18 protein-coding genes are annotated in these 20,607 nt (G+C 71.2%); 9 read left to right on the top strand and 9 right to left on the bottom strand.

The features are described from left to right. The first annotated feature begins 66 nt into the window (after positions 1-66). Complete coding sequence (locus OG798_RS30400) at positions 67-1,503, top strand: SulP family inorganic anion transporter (protein ID WP_097225172.1); 1,437 nt, start codon at positions 67-69, stop codon at positions 1,501-1,503. Here the strand turns inward: OG798_RS30400 and OG798_RS30395 are convergent. The 3 genes from OG798_RS30395 to OG798_RS30385 all read right to left on the bottom strand — a co-directional run bounded on the left by OG798_RS30395 (position 1,467) and on the right by OG798_RS30385 (position 3,404). Beyond that, a complete protein-coding gene (locus OG798_RS30395) occupies positions 1,467-2,318 on the bottom strand; it encodes a class I SAM-dependent methyltransferase (RefSeq protein ID WP_121415416.1) in 852 nt (283 codons plus the stop codon). The genes OG798_RS30400 and OG798_RS30395 overlap by 37 nt on opposite strands. 225 nt (positions 2,319-2,543) lie before the next feature. After that, positions 2,544-3,023 (bottom strand): hypothetical protein, encoded by a 480-nt coding sequence (locus OG798_RS30390; protein WP_054228689.1) that lies wholly within the window; start codon positions 3,021-3,023, stop codon positions 2,544-2,546. A 48-nt stretch (positions 3,024-3,071) separates the two neighbouring features. After that, a complete protein-coding gene (locus OG798_RS30385) occupies positions 3,072-3,404 on the bottom strand; it encodes an SH3 domain-containing protein (protein ID WP_095853268.1) in 333 nt (110 codons plus the stop codon). Positions 3,405-3,608: 204 nt separating this feature from the next. Between OG798_RS30385 and OG798_RS30380 the strand changes: the two genes are divergently transcribed. Beyond that, the gene (locus tag OG798_RS30380) at positions 3,609-5,747 is read left to right on the top strand and encodes a serine/threonine-protein kinase (protein ID WP_328757996.1); all 2,139 of its coding nucleotides are present in this window, start codon (positions 3,609-3,611) and stop codon (positions 5,745-5,747) included. Between the two features lie 115 nt (positions 5,748-5,862). Here OG798_RS30380 and ilvD read toward each other — a convergent pair whose 3' ends face one another. The 4 genes from ilvD to OG798_RS30360 form a co-directional block, all read right to left on the bottom strand. Continuing rightward, complete coding sequence (gene ilvD, locus OG798_RS30375; RefSeq protein ID WP_095853270.1) at positions 5,863-7,716, bottom strand: dihydroxy-acid dehydratase; 1,854 nt, start codon at positions 7,714-7,716, stop codon at positions 5,863-5,865. A 200-nt stretch (positions 7,717-7,916) separates the two neighbouring features. Then, the gene (locus OG798_RS30370) at positions 7,917-8,534 is read right to left on the bottom strand and encodes a TetR/AcrR family transcriptional regulator (RefSeq protein WP_095853271.1); all 618 of its coding nucleotides are present in this window, start codon (positions 8,532-8,534) and stop codon (positions 7,917-7,919) included. Continuing rightward, positions 8,531-9,355 (bottom strand): sugar phosphate isomerase/epimerase family protein, encoded by an 825-nt coding sequence (locus tag OG798_RS30365; RefSeq protein ID WP_095853272.1) that lies wholly within the window; start codon positions 9,353-9,355, stop codon positions 8,531-8,533. Before OG798_RS30365 ends, OG798_RS30370 begins: the two co-directional genes overlap by 4 nt. Before the next feature lie 250 nt (positions 9,356-9,605). Continuing rightward, positions 9,606-10,538 carry a Ppx/GppA phosphatase family protein gene (locus OG798_RS30360; RefSeq protein WP_095853273.1) on the bottom strand — a complete coding sequence of 311 codons (933 nt, stop codon included), beginning with the start codon at positions 10,536-10,538 and terminating at the stop codon, positions 9,606-9,608. A 71-nt stretch (positions 10,539-10,609) separates the two neighbouring features. Between OG798_RS30360 and OG798_RS30355 the strand changes: the two genes are divergently transcribed. After that, positions 10,610-11,470, top strand: coding sequence for a hypothetical protein (locus tag OG798_RS30355; RefSeq protein WP_095853274.1), 861 nt, complete (start codon positions 10,610-10,612; stop codon positions 11,468-11,470). A gap of 49 nt (positions 11,471-11,519) precedes the next feature. Here the strand turns inward: OG798_RS30355 and OG798_RS30350 are convergent, their stop codons facing one another. Continuing rightward, on the bottom strand, positions 11,520-13,307 hold the full coding sequence (locus OG798_RS30350; protein WP_328757995.1) for a BACON domain-containing protein: 1,788 nt from the start codon (positions 13,305-13,307) through the stop codon (positions 11,520-11,522). A 204-nt stretch (positions 13,308-13,511) separates the two neighbouring features. Between OG798_RS30350 and radA the strand changes: the two genes are divergently transcribed. Both radA and disA read left to right on the top strand, forming a co-directional pair. After that, positions 13,512-14,921, top strand: coding sequence for a DNA repair protein RadA (radA, locus tag OG798_RS30345; protein WP_095853276.1), 1,410 nt, complete (start codon positions 13,512-13,514; stop codon positions 14,919-14,921). 79 nt (positions 14,922-15,000) lie between these two features. Beyond that, positions 15,001-16,125 (top strand): DNA integrity scanning diadenylate cyclase DisA, encoded by a 1,125-nt coding sequence (gene disA / locus OG798_RS30340; RefSeq protein WP_067373625.1) that lies wholly within the window; start codon positions 15,001-15,003, stop codon positions 16,123-16,125. A 192-nt stretch (positions 16,126-16,317) separates the two neighbouring features. Here the strand turns inward: disA and OG798_RS30335 are convergent, their stop codons facing one another. After that, positions 16,318-17,145 (bottom strand): hypothetical protein, encoded by an 828-nt coding sequence (locus tag OG798_RS30335; protein ID WP_328757994.1) that lies wholly within the window; start codon positions 17,143-17,145, stop codon positions 16,318-16,320. Positions 17,146-17,484: 339 nt separating this feature from the next. On the opposite strand from OG798_RS30335, the gene OG798_RS30330 reads away from it, so the two are divergent. The 4 genes from OG798_RS30330 (at position 17,485) to cseB (ending at position 20,583) form a co-directional block, all read left to right on the top strand. Further along, on the top strand, positions 17,485-18,408 hold the full coding sequence (locus tag OG798_RS30330; RefSeq protein WP_121415422.1) for an A/G-specific adenine glycosylase: 924 nt from the start codon (positions 17,485-17,487) through the stop codon (positions 18,406-18,408). 270 nt (positions 18,409-18,678) lie between these two features. After that, on the top strand, positions 18,679-19,218 hold the full coding sequence (locus tag OG798_RS30325; protein WP_060898668.1) for a SigE family RNA polymerase sigma factor: 540 nt from the start codon (positions 18,679-18,681) through the stop codon (positions 19,216-19,218). Next, positions 19,206-19,859 (top strand): hypothetical protein, encoded by a 654-nt coding sequence (locus OG798_RS30320; protein ID WP_373558953.1) that lies wholly within the window; start codon positions 19,206-19,208, stop codon positions 19,857-19,859. Before OG798_RS30325 ends, OG798_RS30320 begins: the two co-directional genes overlap by 13 nt. A gap of 19 nt (positions 19,860-19,878) precedes the next feature. Next, the gene (gene cseB, locus OG798_RS30315) at positions 19,879-20,583 is read left to right on the top strand and encodes a two-component system response regulator CseB (protein WP_095853279.1); all 705 of its coding nucleotides are present in this window, start codon (positions 19,879-19,881) and stop codon (positions 20,581-20,583) included. Positions 20,584-20,607: the final 24 nt, after the last annotated feature.

Here is a 20,607-nt window from a genome sequence, read left to right as displayed (position 1 = left end):
TCCGCCGTGCCCTCCCCCGGCCCGGCACCCACGCATCTTCCGCTCTCAACCGGAGGTGCCGTCGCCATGCGTAAAGCCGATCTGCGTCGAGCCGATCTGTCCGCGTCTCTCGTCGTGTTTCTCGTCGCGTTGCCGTTGTGTGTAGGGGTCGCCATCGCCTCGGGCGTGCCGGCCGAGTTGGGGCTGGTGACCGGGATAGTCGGCGGGCTGGTCGCCGGGGTGCTGCCCGGGAGCAGCCTTCAGGTGAGCGGGCCCGCGGCCGGGCTGACCGTGCTGGTGTACGAGGCGGTGCAGACGTACGGGCTGCGGGCCCTGGGTGTGCTGGTGCTCGGCGCCGGGCTGGTGCAGCTCTTGCTCGGGGCGCTGCGGCTCGGGCGGTGGTTCCGGGCCGTGTCCGTGGCGGTGGTGCAGGGGATGCTCGCCGGTATCGGGCTCGTGCTGATCGCGGGCCAGGTCTACGCGATGGGTGACGCGTCCGCGCCCGCGAGCGGGCTCGGGAAGATCGCCGGGCTGGTGTCGCTGCCCGGGGACGCGGACCCGGTGGCCCTCGCGGTCGGGGGCGCCACCGTGGTCGTACTGCTGCTGTGGCCGCGTTGGCGGCGCGGGGCGCGGGTGGTGCCGGCGCCGTTGCTGGCGGTGGCGCTCGCGGCGGGGGTGACCGGGGTGTTCGATCTGTCCGTGCGGCGGGTCGAGGTGCGCGGGCTGCTCGATGCCGTGCAGCCGCCGTCCTTGGCGGACCTGGGGCGGCTCACGGAAGTGGGCATGCTCGGGACGGTGGTCGCCTTCTCGCTGATCGCCTCCGCCGAGTCGCTGTTCAGCGCGGCGGCGGTGGACCGTCTGCACCGGGGGCCGCGGACCGACTACGACCGTGAACTCATCGCGCAGGGTGCAGGGAACGCCGTGTGCGGGGTGCTCGGGGCGCTGCCGATGACCGCGGTGATCGTGCGGAGCGCGGCGAATGTGCAGGCCGGGGCCCAGACCAAGGTCTCGCGCGTACTGCACGGGGTGTGGCTGCTGGTCTTCACCGTGGTGGTGCCCGGGGTCCTCGGGATCATTCCGGTGGCGGCGCTGGCGGGGTTGCTGGTGCACGCGGGCTGCAAGTTGGTGCCGGTGCGCGAGGTGCGGGTGCTGTGGCGCGGGCATCGCGGGGAGGTGGTCGTGCTGGGTGTGACGGCGGTGGCGATCGTGGTGGGGAATCTGTTTGAAGGGGTGCTGGTCGGGCTTGCGCTCGCCGTCGCCAAGACCGCGTGGGACATCAGCCATGTGCATGTGGAGACGGAGGACCGGGGGGCCGCGGGGGTGGTCGTCCGGGTGATGGGGAACGCCACGTTCCTACGGCTGCCGAAGCTGCTGGACGCCTTGGAGGCGTTGCCGCACGACCGTGACGTACGGCTGGAGTTGGGCGGGTTGCGGCATGTGGACCACGCGTGTGCGGCGGCCCTGGAGCGGTGGGCCGCCGCGCGGGATCACGAGCGGGTGGCCACGATCACCAGTACGTCGTAGACCTCCTCGACCCGGCCGTCCGGGAAGGTCTCCAGGAGGCGGGTGCGCTCCTCGGCGAGGAAGGCGTCGGTGCCTTCCTTGCCGAGGACCAGGAAGGCCGAGTGGCTGCCGATGTTGGCGAGGTGGGTGTCCACGGGGACGTGGCGGCTCCAGCGGACGACGCGATGGGTGTGGGGCGGGGGTTCGGGGGCGCCTTTGAAGGCGCGTTCGGCGAGGAAGCCTGGGGCTCGCTGGTGGGATTCGGTGTCCTTTTTGGTCTTGGTGGCGGTGCCTTCTTCGGTTTTCGTGGCGGTGGCTTCTTCGGTGGGGTGGGCGTCCTCGAAGTACTGATCGATGCGCTGGGCCTGGGCGGCGATCCAGGGGACGTCGAGGGCGGACGTGTTCCACCAGAGCGCGAGGGCGCCGCCGGGGCGCAGGACGCGGAAGGCCTCCGGGAGGGAGTGGGCCGGGTTCGTCCAGTGCCAGGACTGGGCGTAGGTGAGGAAGTCGGCGGAGGCGGTGGCGAGGGGCAGGGTGTCGCCGGTGCCCCGGACCAGGGGGATGTCGGGGTGGGCGCGGCGGAACTCGGCGGCCATGCCCGCCCCGGGTTCCACGGCGATGACGTCCGCGCCTCGGGCGTGCAGGAGGGTGGTGGAGATGCCGGTGCCCGCGCCCACGTCGATGACCTTCGCGCCCTTGAGGGGGCGGGCGGCCAGGTCTTCGAGGGTGGTGAAGAGGGCGGGTGGGTAGGAGGGGCGGTTCGCGGCGTACTGGGCTGCGGCCGTGTTGAAGGAGTGGGCTCGGGTGGTGTGGGAGAAGCGCGGGTGGGTGGTCATAAGGGAATGGTGGTGCGGGTTGGGGGTGGGGCACAGCGGTTTTCGCCCCCGCCGCCCCTACCCTCCCCCAAGCTCTCGACTTCGCTCGAGCAGGGGGGACCCCCATCATCCCTACCTGGGGGCTCCGCCCCCAGACCCCCGGGTGGGCTTGTCGGCTGCGGGTGGGTGGGGGCTGGTCGCGCAGTTCCCCGCGCCCCTGGAAGGCACGGGGCTGCGCCCCTGCCTTCAGGGGCGGCGGCGTTTTTTGGAGGGGTTGCGGGAGCGGCGCTCGTACTGGCGGCGTGCCTCCTCGTACTCCTCGCGGGCCAGCTTCTCGCCCGGGGCCTCGGTGAGGGTGCGGAAGGCGTAGGCGAGGAGGGAGCCGATGAAGCCGATGGCCAGGAGGCCGCGGAGGGAGGCCTGGCGGTCGGGGTCGGGGCGCTTGGAGAAGGCGTCCCAGGTGTGGCGGAACGCGAGCGCGCTGCACACCGCGAACATCACCACGACCAGGAGGGTCACCGGTTTGCCGACGTCCGCGATCGCCAGGCCCTGGTAGGCGAAGCGAAGCACGAAACAGGCGGCGACCGCGGCGGCGAGCGAGCCGACGGCCACGGCGATGCGGCGGGCCGTGTAGCCGCCGTCCTGGGCCACCCAGGTCGTCCCGAAGAAGCGGAGGGGTTCGGGCTGGGGTCCCGCGGGGGTACCGGACTGGTTCTCGTCACTCACTCGACGATTATCGCTCCGGCCGGCCGCGGGGCCCCAGGCCTCGTTCCGTCAGGAGCAGCGCGGCGCGACGTAGCCGTCGCTGCCGGTCTTCACGTAGGCGTCGGAGATGTACTCGCCGTTGGCGATGTTGTCCCAGATGCTGGTGGTGCCGTACGGGCCACTCACGGAGTCGCCCGGGCGCTGGCAGGAGATCGACACACGTGAGCCCTCGGGCAGGACCCGCACGATGCGGTAGCCGGTGCCGGGGCCGCTGCGGACGTTCACCGCGTAACCGGGTGCGATGGGGTAGGTGACTTGCGCTGCGGTCGCGCTCGCGGTCGCCGTCGTCGACACCGCTTCCCCGTCACTGCTTTCCACGTTTTCAATTCGCTCAACAGCCATTGAGAACTCCCCCGTTGAATCAGATGGAACAGATCCAGCAGATCGAGCAGTTCGAGCTGATGGATCGGTGGACCGATGGATTCAGGCAGTGCACATGTGTACGCCTGTCGCACGCGGAGGCTAGCAAGCCGCCTCGGTCTCGTACGAGGAATCGACTAGGCTCCGTGCGTCGGGCGCGCGGACGAACAGCACGGGGGTGGGTCCATGGCGCCACAGCGGAACTCCGGAGCGGATCCGGAAGCGGAACTTCCCGAGTATGCGGGGCAGTACCGCCTCGACGAGCGCCTCGGATCCGGCGGCATGGGCGTGGTCCATCTGGCCCGCAGCGGCTCGGGGCTGCGGCTCGCGGTGAAGGTCGTGCATGCCGCGTTTGCCATGGATCCCGAGTTCAGGGGGCGTTTCCGGCAGGAGATCGCCGCGGCGCGGCGGGTGAGCGGTGCGTTCACCGCCCCCGTGGTCGACGCCGACCCGGAAGCCGAGCGCCCCTGGATGGCCACCCTGTTCATCCCGGGCCCGACCCTCGCCGAGCAGGTGAAACGGAACGGGCCCATGTCCGCCTCCCAGCTGCGCCGGCTGATGGCCGGGTTGGCCGAGGCACTGCGCGACATCCATCGGGTGGGCGTCGTACACCGGGATCTCAAGCCCAGCAACGTCCTGCTCGCCGAGGACGGCCCGAAGGTCATCGACTTCGGTATTTCACGGCCGTCGGACAGTGAACTGCGGACCGAGACGGGCAAATTGATCGGAACGCCGCCGTTCATGGCACCTGAGCAGTTCCGCCGTCCGCGGGAGGTGGGACCGGCCGCCGACATCTTCGCCCTGGGCTCGGTGATGGTGCACGCGGCGACGGGACGTGGCCCCTTCGACTCCGACAGCCCCTACGTCGTCGCCTACCAAGTCGTCCACGACGAGCCGGACCTGACCGACGTGCCCGGCAACCTCGCACCGCTCATCACCCGCTGCCTCGCCAAAGAGCCCGAGGACCGGCCGACGCCCGACGAGCTGATGCGGGAGCTGCGCTCGTTGGCGGCTTCGTACGACACGCAGGCGTTCATTCCGGCTCAGCGCACCAACCAGGCCGACGACCCCGCCACTCCGGCCGCCCCCACCGCCCCGTCCGCTCCCGCCGACGCGCAGTCTCCGCCGCCCGCGCGACGCTCCAAGGGCCGAGCGCTCAGGCGCGTCGCCCTCGCCATCGGCGCTCTCGTCCTTGTCGCGGGCGGGACACTGGCCACGACCCGGCTGCTCGGACCGGACGGCACCAGCACCGCTCCGCCGGACCATCAGCAGCGGTCCGCACCGGCCGCCTTCGGCGGGTGGGACACGAAGCCCGCGGCCCGAGCCGACGGGGCGCCCCAATGCTCGTACGGCGGCGGGAAGTTGTTCTGTGCCCAGCCGGGACTGGTCTCCGCCCTCGACCCGGTCGACGGCAAGGTGCTGTGGCGTCACGCCTCGGCCGAGCAGGGTCTCCCGGACGGGGCGCCGACGATTTCGGGCGGCCTGGTGCATGCCGTGACGCACGCCGGTCGGCTCCTGGAGGCGCTCGATCCTGCCTCGGGCAAGGTGCGCTGGAAGATGGACCTCACGGCGTACGGTCGATGGCAGCACGTGGGGGGCCTGGTGCTCCTCACCCGTGCCGACGGGAAGGTCAGCGGGGTGGACGGCGCCACGGGTGAGGACCGTTGGAGCCGCCGGCTGCCGGGACAGACCGCGCCGAACGTTGCCGCGTTCGCCGGGGACGAACTCGCCTACGCCACGAGCACGACGGGCGACGGAACGCGTACGCAGGTGACCGCGGTGGACCCGGAGAGCGGCGACGTGCGGTGGAACACCGGTCTGAAGGGGACGCTGTATCCGGTCGGCGCATGGCGGGGCACCGTTTTCTTCACGTCGGTCGACAAGTACACCCAGACCGTCGCCCTGGTCCAGTACGACCCGAAGAGCAGGACGTCGCACCGGGTGGGGCTCGATGTGGCGCTGCCGCAGGCTCAGACCACCGTCCGCGGGAGCACCGTCTACATGATGAGCACCCTCGGCGCGCTGGTGGCCGTCGACATGGACGCCCGGGAACAGCTCTGGCGCCTCGAGACCTCCGCGAGCCGGGGCTCGGCACCGGCCGCCGACGCCAAGCACGTGTACTTCACCGCGGCCGACGGGCGGCTGCTCGCCGTGGACGCCGTCCGGGGCAAGCTCGTCGGCCAGACCCGGACAAGACTCGGAGCGGAGTCGGACCGGGTCGCGGCCGGACTGCAGAAGCCGATGATCGCCGATGGCCACGTCTACACGAGCGCGCCCGACGGGACCGTGTTCGGCGTGGCGGGGGACGATCCGGCGGCCTGGTGAGCCGAAGGGGCAGAACTACAAGCGGGCGGAACAACAAGGGGGCCGAACAACAAGGGGGCGGAACAAAGGAGCCGCTTCCGAAGAAGCGGCCCCTTCATGAGCTTGTGAGGTCGGGTCAGCCCAGCTTGGAGACGTCTCGTACCGCGCCCTTGTCGGCGCTCGTTGCCATCGCGGCGTAGGCGCGGAGGGCGGCGGAGACCTTGCGGTCGCGGTTCGCGGGGGCGTAGACGCCGTTCAGGGCGTCGCGGCGGGTGGTGAGTTCCTCGTCGGAGACCAGGAGCTCGACCGACCGGTTCGGGATGTCGATGCGGATGCGGTCGCCGTCCTGGACCAGGGCGATGGTGCCGCCGGAGGCCGCCTCGGGGGAGGCGTGGCCGATGGACAGGCCCGAGGTGCCGCCGGAGAAGCGGCCGTCGGTGATCAGGGCGCAGGTCTTGCCGAGGCCGCGGCCCTTGAGGAAGGACGTCGGGTAGAGCATCTCCTGCATGCCGGGGCCGCCCTTGGGGCCCTCGTAGCGGATGACCACGACGTCGCCGTGCGTGATCTCCTTCTTGAGGATCTTGTCGACGGCCTCGTCCTGGGACTCGCAGACGACCGCGGGGCCCTCGAAGGTCCAGATGGACTCGTCGACGCCCGCCGTCTTCACGACGCAGCCGTCGACCGCCAGGTTGCCCTTGAGGACCGCCAGGCCGCCGTCCTTGGAGTAGGCGTGCTCGGCGGAGCGGATGCAGCCGCCCTCGGCGTCCTCGTCCAGGGCCTCCCAGCGCTCGGACTGGGAGAAGGCCTCGGAGGAGCGGACGCAGCCGGGGGCCGCGTGCCACAGTTCGATCGCCTCGGGGGACGGGGATCCGGCGCGCACGTCCCAGGTCTTCAGCCAGTCGGAGAGGGACGGGCTGTGGACCGAGTGGACGTCCTCGTTCAGGAGGCCCGCGCGGTGCAGCTCGCCCAGCAGGGCGGGGATGCCGCCGGCGCGGTGCACGTCCTCCATGTAGTACGTGCGGTCCTTGGCGACGTTCGGGGCGACCTTGGCGAGGCACGGCACGCGGCGCGAGACCTCGTTGATCTCGTCCAGGCCGAAGGGGACGCCCGCCTCCTGGGCGGCGGCCAGCAGGTGCAGGATCGTGTTGGTGGAGCCGCCCATGGCGATGTCGAGGGCCATGGCGTTCTCGAACGCGGCGTGCGTGGCGATGTTGCGGGGCAGGACCGACTCGTCGTCCTGGTCGTAGTAGCGGCGCGTGATGTCGACCACCGTGCGGGCCGCGTCCTCGTACAGGCCCTTGCGGGCCGTGTGGGTGGCGAGCACCGAGCCGTTGCCGGGGAGGGACAGGCCGATGGCCTCGGTCAGGCAGTTCATCGAGTTGGCCGTGAACATGCCGGAGCAGGAGCCGCAGGTCGGACAGGCGTTCTCCTCGATACGGAGGATGTCCTCGTCCGAGATCTTGTCGTTCACGGCGTCGGAGATCGCGTCGACCAGGTCGAGCGTACGGACCGTGCCGTCGACCAGGGTGGCGCGGCCGGACTCCATGGGGCCGCCGGAGACGAAGACCGTCGGGATGTTCAGGCGCAGGGCCGCCATGAGCATGCCGGGGGTGATCTTGTCGCAGTTCGAGATGCAGATCAGGGCGTCGGCGCAGTGCGCCTCGACCATGTACTCCACCGAGTCCGCGATCAGGTCGCGGGAGGGCAGCGAGTACAGCATGCCGCCGTGGCCCATCGCGATGCCGTCGTCGACCGCGATCGTGTTGAACTCGCGGGCGATGCCCCCGGCCGCGGTGATCGCCTCGCTGACGATGCGGCCGACGGGCTGGAGGTGGGTGTGACCCGGCACGAACTCCGTGAAGGAGTTGGCGACCGCGATGATCGGCTTCCGTCCGATGTCCGCGCCCGGTACACCGGAGGCGCGCATAAGGGCGCGTGCGCCCGCCATATTGCGGCCGTGGGTGACTGTGCGGGACCTCAGCTCGGGCATCGTCGCTCGCTCCTTCGGAGAGTAATGACTGAGGTCGAGCCTACGCCGGTGCGCCAGGATTCGGACGGGGCGTCCGGAATGCGGGATGCGCGTCTCGGTGGGCGAGTGTCGGGGGCTGTTCTCGGTGGGTGGCTGGATGGGGATGCGGGTTCGGTGTGACTTGGCACGCGGTTCCTCGCGCTCCTTACGGGGCGCTCAGCTCACGGGGCTGTCAAGTGACCCTGTACCACCGGCGCCACCCGCTCGACGATGCGTTCCACGTCCGCCGATGCCAGCGGCTCGACCTTGATGACGTAGCGGAGCATCGCCACCCCCACCAGCTGGGCCGCCGCCAGTTCGGCGCGCAGTTCCGCGTCGGGCAGGTCGAGGCGGCCCGCGATGCGGCGCAGCAGCTGGGCGGCGACGAGGCGGCGGAAGACGGCGGCCGCGGTCTCGTTGTTCACGGCGGAACGGACGATGGCGAGCAGCGGGGTCCGAGTGGTGGGGTTCTCCCAGATACCGAGGAGGAAGCGGGTCAGGCGCTCGCCGACCGTGTCGAGCGGGCCGTCCTCGACCGCGGTCGGCGCGGCCAGGGCGGGCGCGAACGCGCCCTCGATGGCCGCCTCGAAGACCTGCTCCTTGGTGCCGAAGTAGTGGTGCACGAGGGCGGAGTCGACCCCGGCGGCCTTGGCGATGCCGCGCACCGATGTTTTCTCGTAGCCGCGCTCGGAGAACTCCTCGCGGGCCGCGTCCAGGATGCGGTCGCGGGTGGCGGGGGCCGCCGCCGTCTCCGTACGGGAAGGCCGTCCCCTACGACGGGGGGTCGCGGCGTCCGTCACCGGCGGGGCACCTTCACCGCGGAGGCCAGGTGCAGGCGGGTGAAGGCCAGCGCCTCCGCCAGGTCCGCCTCGCGTTCGGCGCTGGACATGGCACGGCGGGTGTTGACCTCGATGACGACGTGACCGTCGAAACCGGAGAGGGCGAGGCGCTCCAGCAGTTCGGCGCAGGGCTGGGTGCCGCGGCCCGGAACGAGGTGCTCGTCCTTGTTGGAGCCGTTGCCGTCGGCGAGGTGGACGTGGCCGAGGCGGTCGCCCATGCGGTCGATCATCTGCAGGGCGTCGCTGCGGGCCGTCGAGGTGTGGCTGAGGTCGATCGTGAAGTGGCGGTAGTCGTCCTTCGTCACGTCCCAGTCGGGGGCGTACGCGAGCATCTCGCGGTCGCGGTAGCGCCAGGGGTACATGTTTTCGACGGCGAACCGTACGTCCGTCTCGTTCGCCATGCGCCACATCCCCGTGACGAAGTCGCGCGCGTACTGGCGCTGCCAGCGGAAGGGGGGGTGTACGACGACCGTCGACGCGCCCAGCTTCTCCGCCGCCGCCTGGGCGCGCTGGAGCTTGACCCAGGGGTCGGTGGACCAGACGCGCTGGGTGATCAGCAGGCAGGGGGCGTGCACGGCGAGGATCGGGATCTGGTGGTACTCGCTGAGGCGGCGGAGGGCTTCGATGTCCTGGCTGACCGGGTCGGTCCAGACCATCACCTCTACACCGTCGTAACCGAGGCGCGCGGCGATCTCGAAGGCCGTCGCCGTCGACTCCGGATACACGGACGCCGTGGACAGCGCGACCTTCGCATCCGGGATGCGCACGACTGGTTCTGCCACGAGGGACAGCGTAAGCCTCCGGCGGTTGGGCGGGGGGTGGTGGGGGTTGGGTGGGGGGTCGGCGTTCGGTGGGGCGCCCTGTCGCCGTTGTGGGGTTCACCGTGGGCGGGTGCGGGTGGTTTGTGGCTGGGCGCGCAGTTCCTCGCGCCCCTGGGGGGCGGGCGTCGGTGGGTCAGTGTGGGTTGTTTGTGGCTGGGCGTGCCGTTTCCCGCGCCCCTGGGGGCGCGGGGCGTGACGTCGGGCTAGTTGGTCACTCTGAGGCCATCTGGTCCAGGCGGCGGAGGATGACGCCTTCCCGTAGGGCCCAGGGGCAGATTTCCAGGGTTTCCACGGCGAAGAGGTCCATGGCGCCCTCGGCGACGAGAGCGCCGGCGAGGAGTTGGCTGGAGCGGCCGGGGGAGACGCCGGGGAGTTCGGCGCGTTCGTCGGCGGTCATGGAGGCCAGGCGGGGGACCCAGTCCTCCAGGGAGCGGCGTTTGAGTTCGCGCTGGACGTAGAGGCCGTCCGTGGAGCGGGCGGCGCCGGCCAGGCGGGCGAGCTGCTTGAAGGTCTTGGAGGTGGCGACCACGTGGTCGGGGGCGCCGAAGCGGCTGAATTCACCGACGGTACGGGCGATCTCGGCCCGGACGTGGCGGCGCAGGGCCTTGATGTCCGCCGGGTCGGCGGGGTCGGTGGGCAGCCAGCCCGCGGTCAGCCGTCCGGCACCGAGTGGCAGCGACGCCGCCGCGTCCGGCTCCTCGTCCATGCCGTACGCGATCTCCAGCGAGCCGCCGCCGATGTCGAGGACCAGCAGCTTCCCCGCCGACCAGCCGAACCAGCGGCGGGCCGCCAGGAAGGTCAGCCGGGCCTCTTCCGCCCCGGTCAGGACCTGGAGCTCGACACCGGTCTCGGCCTGCACCCGGGCCAGTACGTCGTCGGCGTTGCTGGCCTCGCGCACGGCAGAGGTCGCGAACGGCAGCAGGGCCTGGACGCCCTTGTCCTCGGCGGCCTCCAGCGCGTCCCGGACGGTCGCGATCAGTTTTTCGACACCGTCGAGGCCGATCGCCCCGCTCTCGTCGAGCAGTTGGGCGAGCCGCAAATCGGCCTTGTGCGAGTGCGCGGGCAGCGGGCGCGCGCCGGGGTGTGCATCCACCACCAGCAGGTGCACCGTGTTCGAACCCACGTCGAGGACACCGAGTCTCATATACGGAACGCTACTGCGAGTACGGCGATCGTCCGTCCCCGGAGCAGGCTGAAGCGACTTACCCTGGACGGGTGCCAAAGACGAAAAAGGCGAAGCCCGACAAATCGACCAAGGGCTCTTCGCAGGCGAAGGCCTCCGCGTCCAAGAAGTCCCCGACGAAGTCCCCGAAGAAGGCCACCGTGACCGACGAGAAGGGGCTCGACTTCGCTCGGGCATGGGTGGAGTTTCCGGATCCCGCCGACGACGAGCAGGTCTTCCGGTGCGATCTGACATGGCTGACCTCTCGCTGGAACTGCATCTTCGGAAGTGGCTGTCAGGGCATCCAGGCCGGTCGCGCCGACGACGGCTGCTGCACCCTCGGAGCCCACTTCTCCGACGAGGACGACGAGAAGCGGGTGGCCGGGCACGTGGCACGGCTCACGCCCGACATCTGGCAGCACCATGACGTGGGGCTGAAGACCGGCTGGGTCTCCGAGGACGAGGACGGCGACCGCCAGACCCGCCCCTACCAGGGCTCGTGCATCTTCCAGAACCGGCCCGGCTTCGCCGGCGGCGCGGGCTGCTCGTTGCACATCCTGGCGATCAAGGAGGGGCGCGAGCCCCTGGAGACCAAGCCGGACGTCTGCTGGCAGCTGCCCGTGCGCCGGACGTACGAGTGGATCGACCGGCCCGACGACACGCGCGTGCTCCAGGTCTCCATCGGCGAGTACGACCGCCGGGGCTGGGGCCCGGGCGGCCACGACCTGCACTGGTGGTGCACGTCGGCGACCTCGGCACACGGCGCGGGCGACCCGGTGTACGTCTCGTACCGCCCGGAACTGATCGAGCTGATGGGCAGGGCGGGGTACGACCGGCTGGTCGAGCTCTGCGAGGAGCGGCTGGCCTCGCAGCTGCCGTTGCTGGCGCCGCATCCCGCGGATCCGGTCGCCTGAGACCCCCCGGTCCATCGTCTTCCCGCCCCTTCCCGACCCGCAGGCGGTACTAGGACGGGGTCGGGGCGGAGCTGTCGCCGGGCGGCGGCGTCGAACCGCCCGGGTCCGACGGGTCGGACGGGCCCGACGGGTCCGGCGAAGGGGGCGGGGACGACGTGTCCGTGGGCGTCGGCTGGGGGTCGCTGGGCGTCGGTGGCGGGTCCGAGGCGGGCGGGGTCGGGCCGGGGGCGGACGGAGTGGGACGGCCGGGCGTCGGGCCGGAGCCGACCGGGGCGGACGGACCCGCTGTTCCGTACCCCCCGATCGTGACCACCGCTCCCGCCGGTGCGATCGCCACCCGCGCGCCCCAGGGGCCCACCGGCTCGCGAAGATGATCGACGTACACCTTGATCGTGAACGTTTCTCCTGGGGCCAGCGTTCCCGACGACTGACTGAAGTAGAGCCAGGACGCTCCCGTCTCGGCGGACCAGTGGACCGGTGAGTTCCCGGAGGCGGCGAGCGTGACAAAGGTCGTGTCGCCGCTGCCCGAGGCCCGGACCGAGAGGTGTCCGGCGCCGCTTCCCGCACTGGGGGCGCTGATGACCTCCACGGAGACGTCGGGCGAGCGGTTCCCCTTGGCGAAACGGGCGTCGGGTCTGGCGCCGGCGTTGCCGGCGTTCTCGTAGCCGCCCGCCTCCTCGCCGGTGATGCCGTCGGGGCCGTGCGCCTCACTCGCGGTGATCGAGCGGCCGTCGGCACCCTCACCGGTGAGGGGCGCGCCACGGTAGGCCGCCCAGAGGGCCAGGACGGGTGCGGCGACGACGGTGGCGACGACGGTCGTCGTGACGGCACGCGCGCGAAGTCGGTCCCGGCGGGCGGCGTGGTCCTTGGGGTCCACGGGGAAACCGCGCCGGTCGAATCGTGGAGCGGCACCCCGCGCGCGCGGGACGTGTGCCATCGCGATGTGCAGGGCCGCGCGCGGGGCCTCGATGACGGGGAGCTCGGCGGGCGTGACGGTGGTGCCGGGCCAGGCGCCGGGCGCGGCGCGCTCGGCGGTGCGGCGGCAGCGCGGACAGTCGTCGACGTGCCGGACCAGTTCCCGGCGCAGGGTGGCGCTCAGGACGAGCTGGTTGTCGCCGGTGAGGCGGCCGACGCTCGGACAGGTGCCGGTCTCCACGACGGCGAGGGCGGCGCGGGTGCGTTCGACCTCGCAGGCGGCGGTGGCGAGCAGTTCGCGCGCCTTGACGAGGTCCAGGCCGAGAACGGCGGCGACCTCGGCGGCGGCGAGCTGGTGGCGCACGGCGAGTTCGAGCGCCTCGCGCTGCTCGGGGGTGGTGCCGGCCGCCTCCGGCCAGGCCAGCAGGGCGAGTTCGTGCCGACGCCGGTCCTGCGCCTCCTCGGAGACCGGGGCGCTCTGGGCCTCGGCCGCATGCCGGCCGGCGGCTTCCTTGTGCCCCTTGAAGAGGGCCTTGTGGCCCTTGGCGGGCGTACGCCGGCCGGAGGCGTGGGCCGCCTGGCGCCTGCGCCGGGCCTCGGTGAGCTTGCGCAGACAGGACCAGCGGGCGAGGGCGTACAGCCAGGCCCTGCGGTCGTCCGCGGACACCGGGCCACGCTGACCACGGCGCTCGGCCAGCGCGAGGGCGTCCCCGAGGGCGGCGGTGGCCTCGTCGTGGTCGCACAGCACGGACAGGCAGTAGGTGAAAAGGCCGTCCAAGTAGGGCTCGTAGCGCGCGGGAGGGCGCTGAGCCAGGGTGCGGGTGTGCGCACCACGGGGCGCGGTCACCCGCTTGCGCGCATCTCCGTGCGCCCGGTGTGCACCGGTCGTGTGCGTGGAGGTCTCCGGACTGCTGCTCATCACCCGTGCGACCGTAGGTGCCCCGGGGTGGCCCCTTCCTCCCCCTTGAGCACATTTAATCCGTACGGGTGAAACGATCCCTCAAAAGGGGACAGGACCCTCCGATTCCGTGGCCCACACCGTCACAGGCGGCAACGGCAGGCCATGGCGGATGCCTCACCCAGCGGGCCCGCCCGTGCTGTCAGTCCTCTCGGTTACGGTTCCGTCATGGCTGCCCGTACGAAAACCGCGAAGGACCGGCCGTCCTACCGCTGCACCGAGTGCGGATGGCAGACGGCCAAATGGCTGGGCCGCTGCCCCGAGTGCCAGGCGTGGGGCACGGTCGAGGAGTACGGCGCGCCCGCGGTCCGTACGACGACACCGGGCCGCGTCACCACCTCCGCGGTGCCGATCGGGCAGGTCGACGGCCGCCAGGCCACGGCCCGCTCCACCGGCGTACCCGAGCTGGACCGCGTCCTCGGCGGCGGTCTCGTGCCCGGCGCGGTCGTCCTGATCGCGGGCGAGCCCGGTGTGGGCAAGTCCACGCTCCTCCTGGACGTGGCGGCGAAGGCGGCGAGCGACGAGCACCGCACGCTGTACGTGACGGGTGAGGAGTCGGCCAGCCAGGTCCGTCTGCGCGCCGACCGCATCAAGGCGATCGACGACCACCTGTATCTGGCGGCGGAGACCGACCTGGCCGCCGTGCTCGGCCACTTGGACGCCGTGAAGCCCTCGCTCCTCATCCTGGACTCGGTCCAGACCGTCGCCTCTCCGGAGATCGACGGGGCGCCGGGCGGTATGGCCCAGGTCCGGGAGGTCGCCGGGGCGCTCATCCGTGCCTCCAAGGAGCGCGGCATGTCCACGCTCCTTGTGGGCCATGTCACCAAGGACGGCGCGATCGCGGGCCCCCGCCTGCTCGAACACCTCGTGGACGTCGTCCTGAGCTTCGAGGGCGACCGTCACGCGCGCCTGCGCCTCGTCCGAGGCGTCAAGAACCGGTACGGGACGACGGACGAGGTCGGCTGCTTCGAGCTGCACGACGAGGGCATCACGGGCCTCGCGGACCCCTCCGGCCTCTTCCTCACCCGCCGTGCCGAGCCCGTCCCCGGCACCTGCCTGACCGTCACTCTGGAGGGCCGCCGCCCGCTGGTGGCCGAGGTGCAGGCCCTCACCGTCGACTCCCAGATCCCCTCCCCCCGTCGTACGACGTCCGGCCTGGAGACCTCCCGGGTCTCGATGATGCTGGCGGTCCTGGAGCAGCGAGGCCGGATCAGCGCCCTCGGGAAGCGGGACATCTACTCGGCGACGGTGGGCGGCGTGAAGCTCTCCGAGCCCGCCGCGGACCTCGCGATCGCCCTCGCGCTCGCGTCGGCGGCGAGTGACACCCCTCTCCCCAAGAACCTCGTGGCGATCGGCGAAGTAGGGCTCGCGGGCGAGGTCAGACGGGTCACGGGAGTGCAGCGGAGGCTCGCCGAAGCCCACCGTCTGGGCTTCACGCACGCCCTCGTTCCCGGCGATCCGGGCAAGATCCCCGCCGGTATGAAGGTCCTGGAAGTCGCCGACATGGGCGAGGCGCTGCGGGTCCTTCCACGCTCCCGTCACAGAGAGGCCCCACGGGACGAGGAGCAGCGCCGGTAGACTTTGCCCTGGTCTTGCCCGTCCGTACGAACTCTGGACGAATCTTGGGCGACCGGAAACCCGCGACCGGAGGAGTGCAGTGGCAGCCAACGACCGGGCAGCAGCTCCCGGAAAGTCCGGTGGGAGCTCCGGTGCCGATGGCCTGATGCGCGCCTCACTGAGCGCCGTGGCACCTGGCACGGCCCTGCGCGACGGGCTCGAGCGGATCCTCCGCGGAAACACCGGCGGACTCATCGTGCTCGGCTGGGACAAGACCGTCGAGTCGATGTGCACGGGCGGCTTCGTCCTGGACGTCGACTTCACGGCGACCCGGTTGCGCGAGCTGTGCAAGCTCGACGGCGGCATCGTCGTCGACAAGGACATCACCAAGATCCTGCGGGCGGGCGTCCAGCTCGTGCCCGACCCGACGATCCCGACGGAGGAGACCGGCACCCGGCACCGCACGGCGGACCGGGTGAGCAAGCAGGTCGGCTTCCCCGTCGTCTCGGTCTCCCAGTCGATGCGTCTGATCGCGCTGTACGTCGACGGTCAGCGCCGCGTCCTGGAGGACTCCGCCGCGATCCTCTCCCGCGCCAACCAGGCCCTCGCGACCTTGGAGCGCTACAAGCTCCGCCTCGACGAGGTCGCGGGCACGCTCTCCGCCCTGGAGATCGAGGACCTCGTCACCGTCCGGGACGTGTCGGCGGTGGCGCAGCGTCTGGAGATGGTGCGGCGCATCGCCACGGAAATCGCCGAGTACGTGGTGGAGTTGGGCACGGACGGGCGTCTGCTCGCCCTCCAGCTGGACGAGTTGATCGCGGGCGTGGAGCCCGAGCGGGAGCTGGTGGTCCGGGACTATGTGCCGGAGCCGACCGCGAAGCGTTCCCGCACGGTCGACGAGGCCCTCTCCGACCTGAACGCCCTGCCCCACTCCGAGCTGCTCGAACTGCCCACGGTGGCAAGAGCCTTGGGCTACACCGGCTCCCCCGAAGCGCTCGACTCCGCGGTCTCCCCGCGCGGCTTCCGCCTCCTCGCCAAGGTCCCGCGTCTGCCCGGCGCGATCATCGACCGCCTCGTGGAGCACTTCGGTGGTCTGCAGAAGCTCCTCGCCGCGAGCGTCGACGAGCTTCAGGCGGTCGACGGGGTGGGCGAGGCGCGGGCCCGCAGCGTCCGTGAGGGACTGTCGCGGCTGGCGGAGTCGTCGATCCTGGAGCGCTACGTCTGACGCACTGCGTCTGACCCGCTCCGTCGTACGCACTCCGTCGTACGCGCTGTGCCTTACGCACTGTGTCTTACGCGCTACTACTTACGGGGCCGGGTACGTTTCAAGGGTGCGTGCGGGCCGTGCGGGCGCGATCGCGCGCCTGGGACCTCGGGGGCTCCATGGCCGCCCCTCCGAGGGCTCCCGCCCCCGGGCTCAGTCCTGGGACAGCACGAACGACGTCGTCGCCTTCGCCAGGCCCGGCGCCTTCGCCTCCACCAGATAGGTGCCCGCGGTCGCCGAACCCGCCGGAGGCGTGGCGCACTGGGCGGCGCTCGCCGTGCGGTCCCAGTCGACCGTGTAGGTCACCTGGTCGCCGGCCGGAACGCGGAAGAAGAGACTGGCCGCGTCCTTGGGACAGTCGCTCGAAGACCAGAAGCTCTTGTCGCCGCCGGCCTGAGTGATCGTCAGGACCGCGCTCTTCGGGCCGAGATCGACCTTGCAGTCATTGGCGGAGGAGTTCTTCGCGATCAGCTCGATCGAGGGCTTGTCGCCGGGGGCGTACGTGTTGTGCACGCTGCGCAGGGTCAACTTGACGGCGTTCGCGGTGCAGTTGGGGAGGGTGGAGCCGGCCGGGACCTGATCCCCGGAGCTGGTGCCACCGCTGGAACCGCCGTCCGAGCCACCGCCGTCCGCGCTGCCGGTCCCGCCGGACCCGTCCCCACTGCCGCTACCGCTGCCACTGTCACTGCTGCCGCCACTGCTGCCGCTTGCCGTGCCGGCACTCGTACCGGGGCTGGACTCGTCGCGGCCGCCCGGGTGTTGGCTGATCGCGGGTCCGGAACCGGAGGGGCCCGGCGTGATCGTGTGCACGGGGTTCTTCCCGTTGGACCCGTCCGCGTTCTTCTTGCCGCCCCCGCCGCCGCTGCTGACCACCCAGGCGATCAGCAGCGCCAACAGCGCTACCAGGGACAGCAGAACGGCCCTCCGACGCCAGTAGATGGTGGAGGGAAGTGGCCCGACCGGATTGCGCATAGATCCCACGGCGCAAACTGTACGAGAGATCCACGCCGGCGCTCGCCCCACCCGCCGCCCTGAGCGCCAACTTTTCCTGATCATCATTCCGGCACACCGGCCGAGTTGCCCCCACACCACCCCTTCCCGTCCTCCAGGGGGCTGCCGCGCACGGCCCTCCGGCCGACCGGAGCGCCCCTTCAAGTGCGTGGGGCTGTGACATTGCGCGGCTCCGCCGCGTGGGCGCGACCAGCCCCCACCGCCCCACGGGCGAAGGAGCCCGTGTGGGACCGGGGCGAAAAGCCACTCCTCCGCGCCTTCGGAGGAAACCGCGTAGTCCCACCCCCGCATGGCAGGATCGGAACCGCCATGACTGCACCCACCATGCCCACACCCAGCCCCCAGCCCGACGCCCCCGGCAAGACCCTGCACGAGCCGGTGATCACCTGGTTCGACGAGCACGCCCGCGACCTCCCCTGGCGCCGCCCCGACGCCGGGCCCTGGGGCGTGATGGTCAGTGAGTTCATGTTGCAGCAGACCCCGGTGAGCCGTGTCCTGCCCGTGTACGAGCAGTGGGTCGCCCGCTGGCCCCGCCCCGCCGACCTGGCCAAGGAGGCTCCGGGCGAAGCCGTCCGCGCCTGGGGCCGGCTCGGCTACCCCCGCCGTGCGCTCCGGCTGCACGGCGCCGCGGTCGCCATAACGGAACGGCACGGCGGCGACGTACCCACGGAGCACGCTCAGCTGCTCGCGCTGCCCGGTATCGGGGAGTACACGGCCGCCGCCGTCGCCTCGTTCGCGTACGGGCAGCGGCATGCCGTGCTGGACACGAACGTCCGGAGGGTGTTCGCACGGGCCGTCAGCGGCGTGCAGTACCCGCCGAACGCCACCACCGCCGCCGAGCGCAAGCTCGCCCGTGCCCTCCTGCCCGAGAACGAGGGCACCGCCTCCCACTGGGCCGCCGCCTCCATGGAGCTCGGCGCGCTCATCTGCACGGCGAAGAACGAGGCCTGCCACCGCTGCCCGATCGCCACGCAGTGCGCCTGGCGGCTGGCGGGCAAGCCGGCGCACGACGGCCCGCCACGGCGCGGCCAGACGTACGCGGGCACGGACCGCCAGGTGCGCGGCAAACTCCTCGCCGTACTGAGGGAGGCCGTCGAGGGCCCGGTCCCGCAGTCCGTACTCGATCGCGTGTGGGACGAGCCCGTGCAGCGGGCCCGCGCCCTCGACGGACTCGTCGCCGACGGACTCGTGGAGCCGCTCCCGGGTGGTTTGTATCGGCTGCCCTTGACCTAGTCACCGCCCCCAGGACACCGGTCACACCCGCAAAACCACCCCAACCGGGACTTGTAACCACACCGCCTTACCCACCTCATACATCCGTTACACAACCGACGTACAGCCGAGCGCTCACCGAAGGCTGCCTCGGACAACCCCGTGACAACGCCTCCGTAGCTTCATTTCCGTACCGCGCACCCAGCAGAACGACAGCGGGACACAGGAAACGGACAACCGGCAGCAGGCGCGAGCCAGGCACGTCGGAAACGGGGATGGAGGCGGTTGATCATGGCGCACGGCGAGGTGCTCGAATTCGAGGAGTACGTCCGCACTCGGCAGGACGCGCTGCTGCGCAGTGCCCGTCGCCTGGTCCCCGACCCCGTCGACGCCCAGGACCTCCTGCAGACGGCGCTCGTACGGACGTACGGCCGCTGGGACGGCATCGCGGACAAGCGGCTCGCGGACGCCTACCTGCGCCGCGTGATGATCAATACGCGGACCGAGTGGTGGCGGGCGCGGAAACTCGAAGAGGTGCCCACCGAGCAGCTCCCTGACGCCTGCGTCGACGACTCGACCGAGCAGCACGCCGACCGGGCGCTTCTTATGGACATCATGAAGGTTCTCGCTCCCAAGCAACGCAGCGTCGTGGTACTGCGACACTGGGAGCAGATGTCCACGGAGGAGACGGCCGCCGCCCTCGGCATGTCGGCCGGAACGGTCAAGAGCACGCTGCACCGGGCGCTCGCCCGGCTCCGCGAGGAGCTGGAGAGCCGCGACCTGGACGCACGCGCGCTCGAACGTGAGGAGCGGGAGCGTTGCGCGGCCTAGGAACTCGGGCCAGGCAGGTCCTGAAGGCGGGGAGCGCGGTGACGGCCGCGCTCGCCGCCATCGGCCTTTTCCTGACCGCCTGCGCCACGGGTGGCACGGGCGCCCGCGACGAGGGCCCGGCGAGCAGTGAGGCGGTGGCGAAGGGGGCGGCCCCGAGCCCCGCGGCCTCCGCCCCCCCGTCCAGGACGCCCAAGCGCGTGGACGCGGTCAAGCTCGTCAAGGACGACCCGGAGGTCAGCGAGTCGGTCAAGAGCGCCCTGACGAAACCGTGCGTCGCCGACGAGTACCCGGTCGACGTGTCGTACGGGGATCTGACCGGAGGAACCACCGACGACGTCGTGGTCAACGTCATGACCTGCGGGGATGCCGTGGGGATCGGCTCGTACGTCTACCGCGAGGAAAGCGGCAGGTACGAGAATGTCTTCAAAACCGAGGAGCCGCCGGTCTACGCGGAGATAGACCGGGGCGACCTGGTGATCACCCAGCAGTTGTACAAGAAGGGCGATCCGGTGGAATACCCCTCCAGCGAAGAAGTGATCACCTACGGGTGGACCGCGACCCGCTTCACCGAGAGGTCCCGGACGCACAACGACTACAGCAACGCGGTGGGCGGCGTCGACACGCCCGCTCCCGCGAACTGAGCGCAGACGGAGCAGCCGGATGGCAGAACAGACCCACGTCCTGTTCGTCGAGGACGACGACGTCATCCGCGAGGCCACGCAGCTCGCTCTCGAGCGCGACGGCTTCGCGGTGACGGCCATGCCCGACGGGCTGTCGGGCCTGGAGGCGTTTCGCGCCGACCGTCCCGACATCGCCCTGCTGGACGTGATGGTCCCCGGACTCGACGGTGTCTCGCTGTGCCGCCGCATCCGTGACGAGTCGACCGTCCCCGTGATCATGCTGTCCGCGCGTGCCGACTCGATCGACGTCGTGCTGGGCCTGGAGGCGGGCGCCGACGACTATGTGACCAAGCCCTTCGACGGGGCCGTGCTGGTGGCCCGGATCCGCGCCGTGCTGCGCCGTTTCGGACACGCGAGCGGTCCGAACGGAACCCCCGAAGAGGCCTCGTCCGTCGACGGCGGGGTGCTCTCCTTCGGTGACCTGGAGATCGACACCGAGGGCATGGAGGTGCTCAGGAGTGGTACGCCGGTGGCCCTGACGCCCACCGAGATGCGACTGCTGCTGGAGTTCTCCTCCGCGCCGGGTACGGTGCTGAGCCGCGACAAGCTGCTCGAACGCGTGTGGGACTACGGCTGGGGTGGGGACACCCGTGTCGTCGACGTCCACGTACAGCGGCTGCGGACGAAGATCGGCCAGGACCGGATCGAGACGGTCCGTGGCTTCGGCTACAAGTTGAAGGCCTGAGCAGGGGTATGCGGGGGATATTTC

Origin of the sequence: Streptomyces sp. NBC_00271 (genome assembly GCF_036178845.1) — a bacterium.
In the GTDB taxonomy this organism is placed as follows: domain Bacteria; phylum Actinomycetota; class Actinomycetes; order Streptomycetales; family Streptomycetaceae; genus Streptomyces.
The sequence above is the reverse complement of the archived record's forward strand: the minus strand, read 5'-3'. Positions and strand labels throughout refer to the sequence as shown.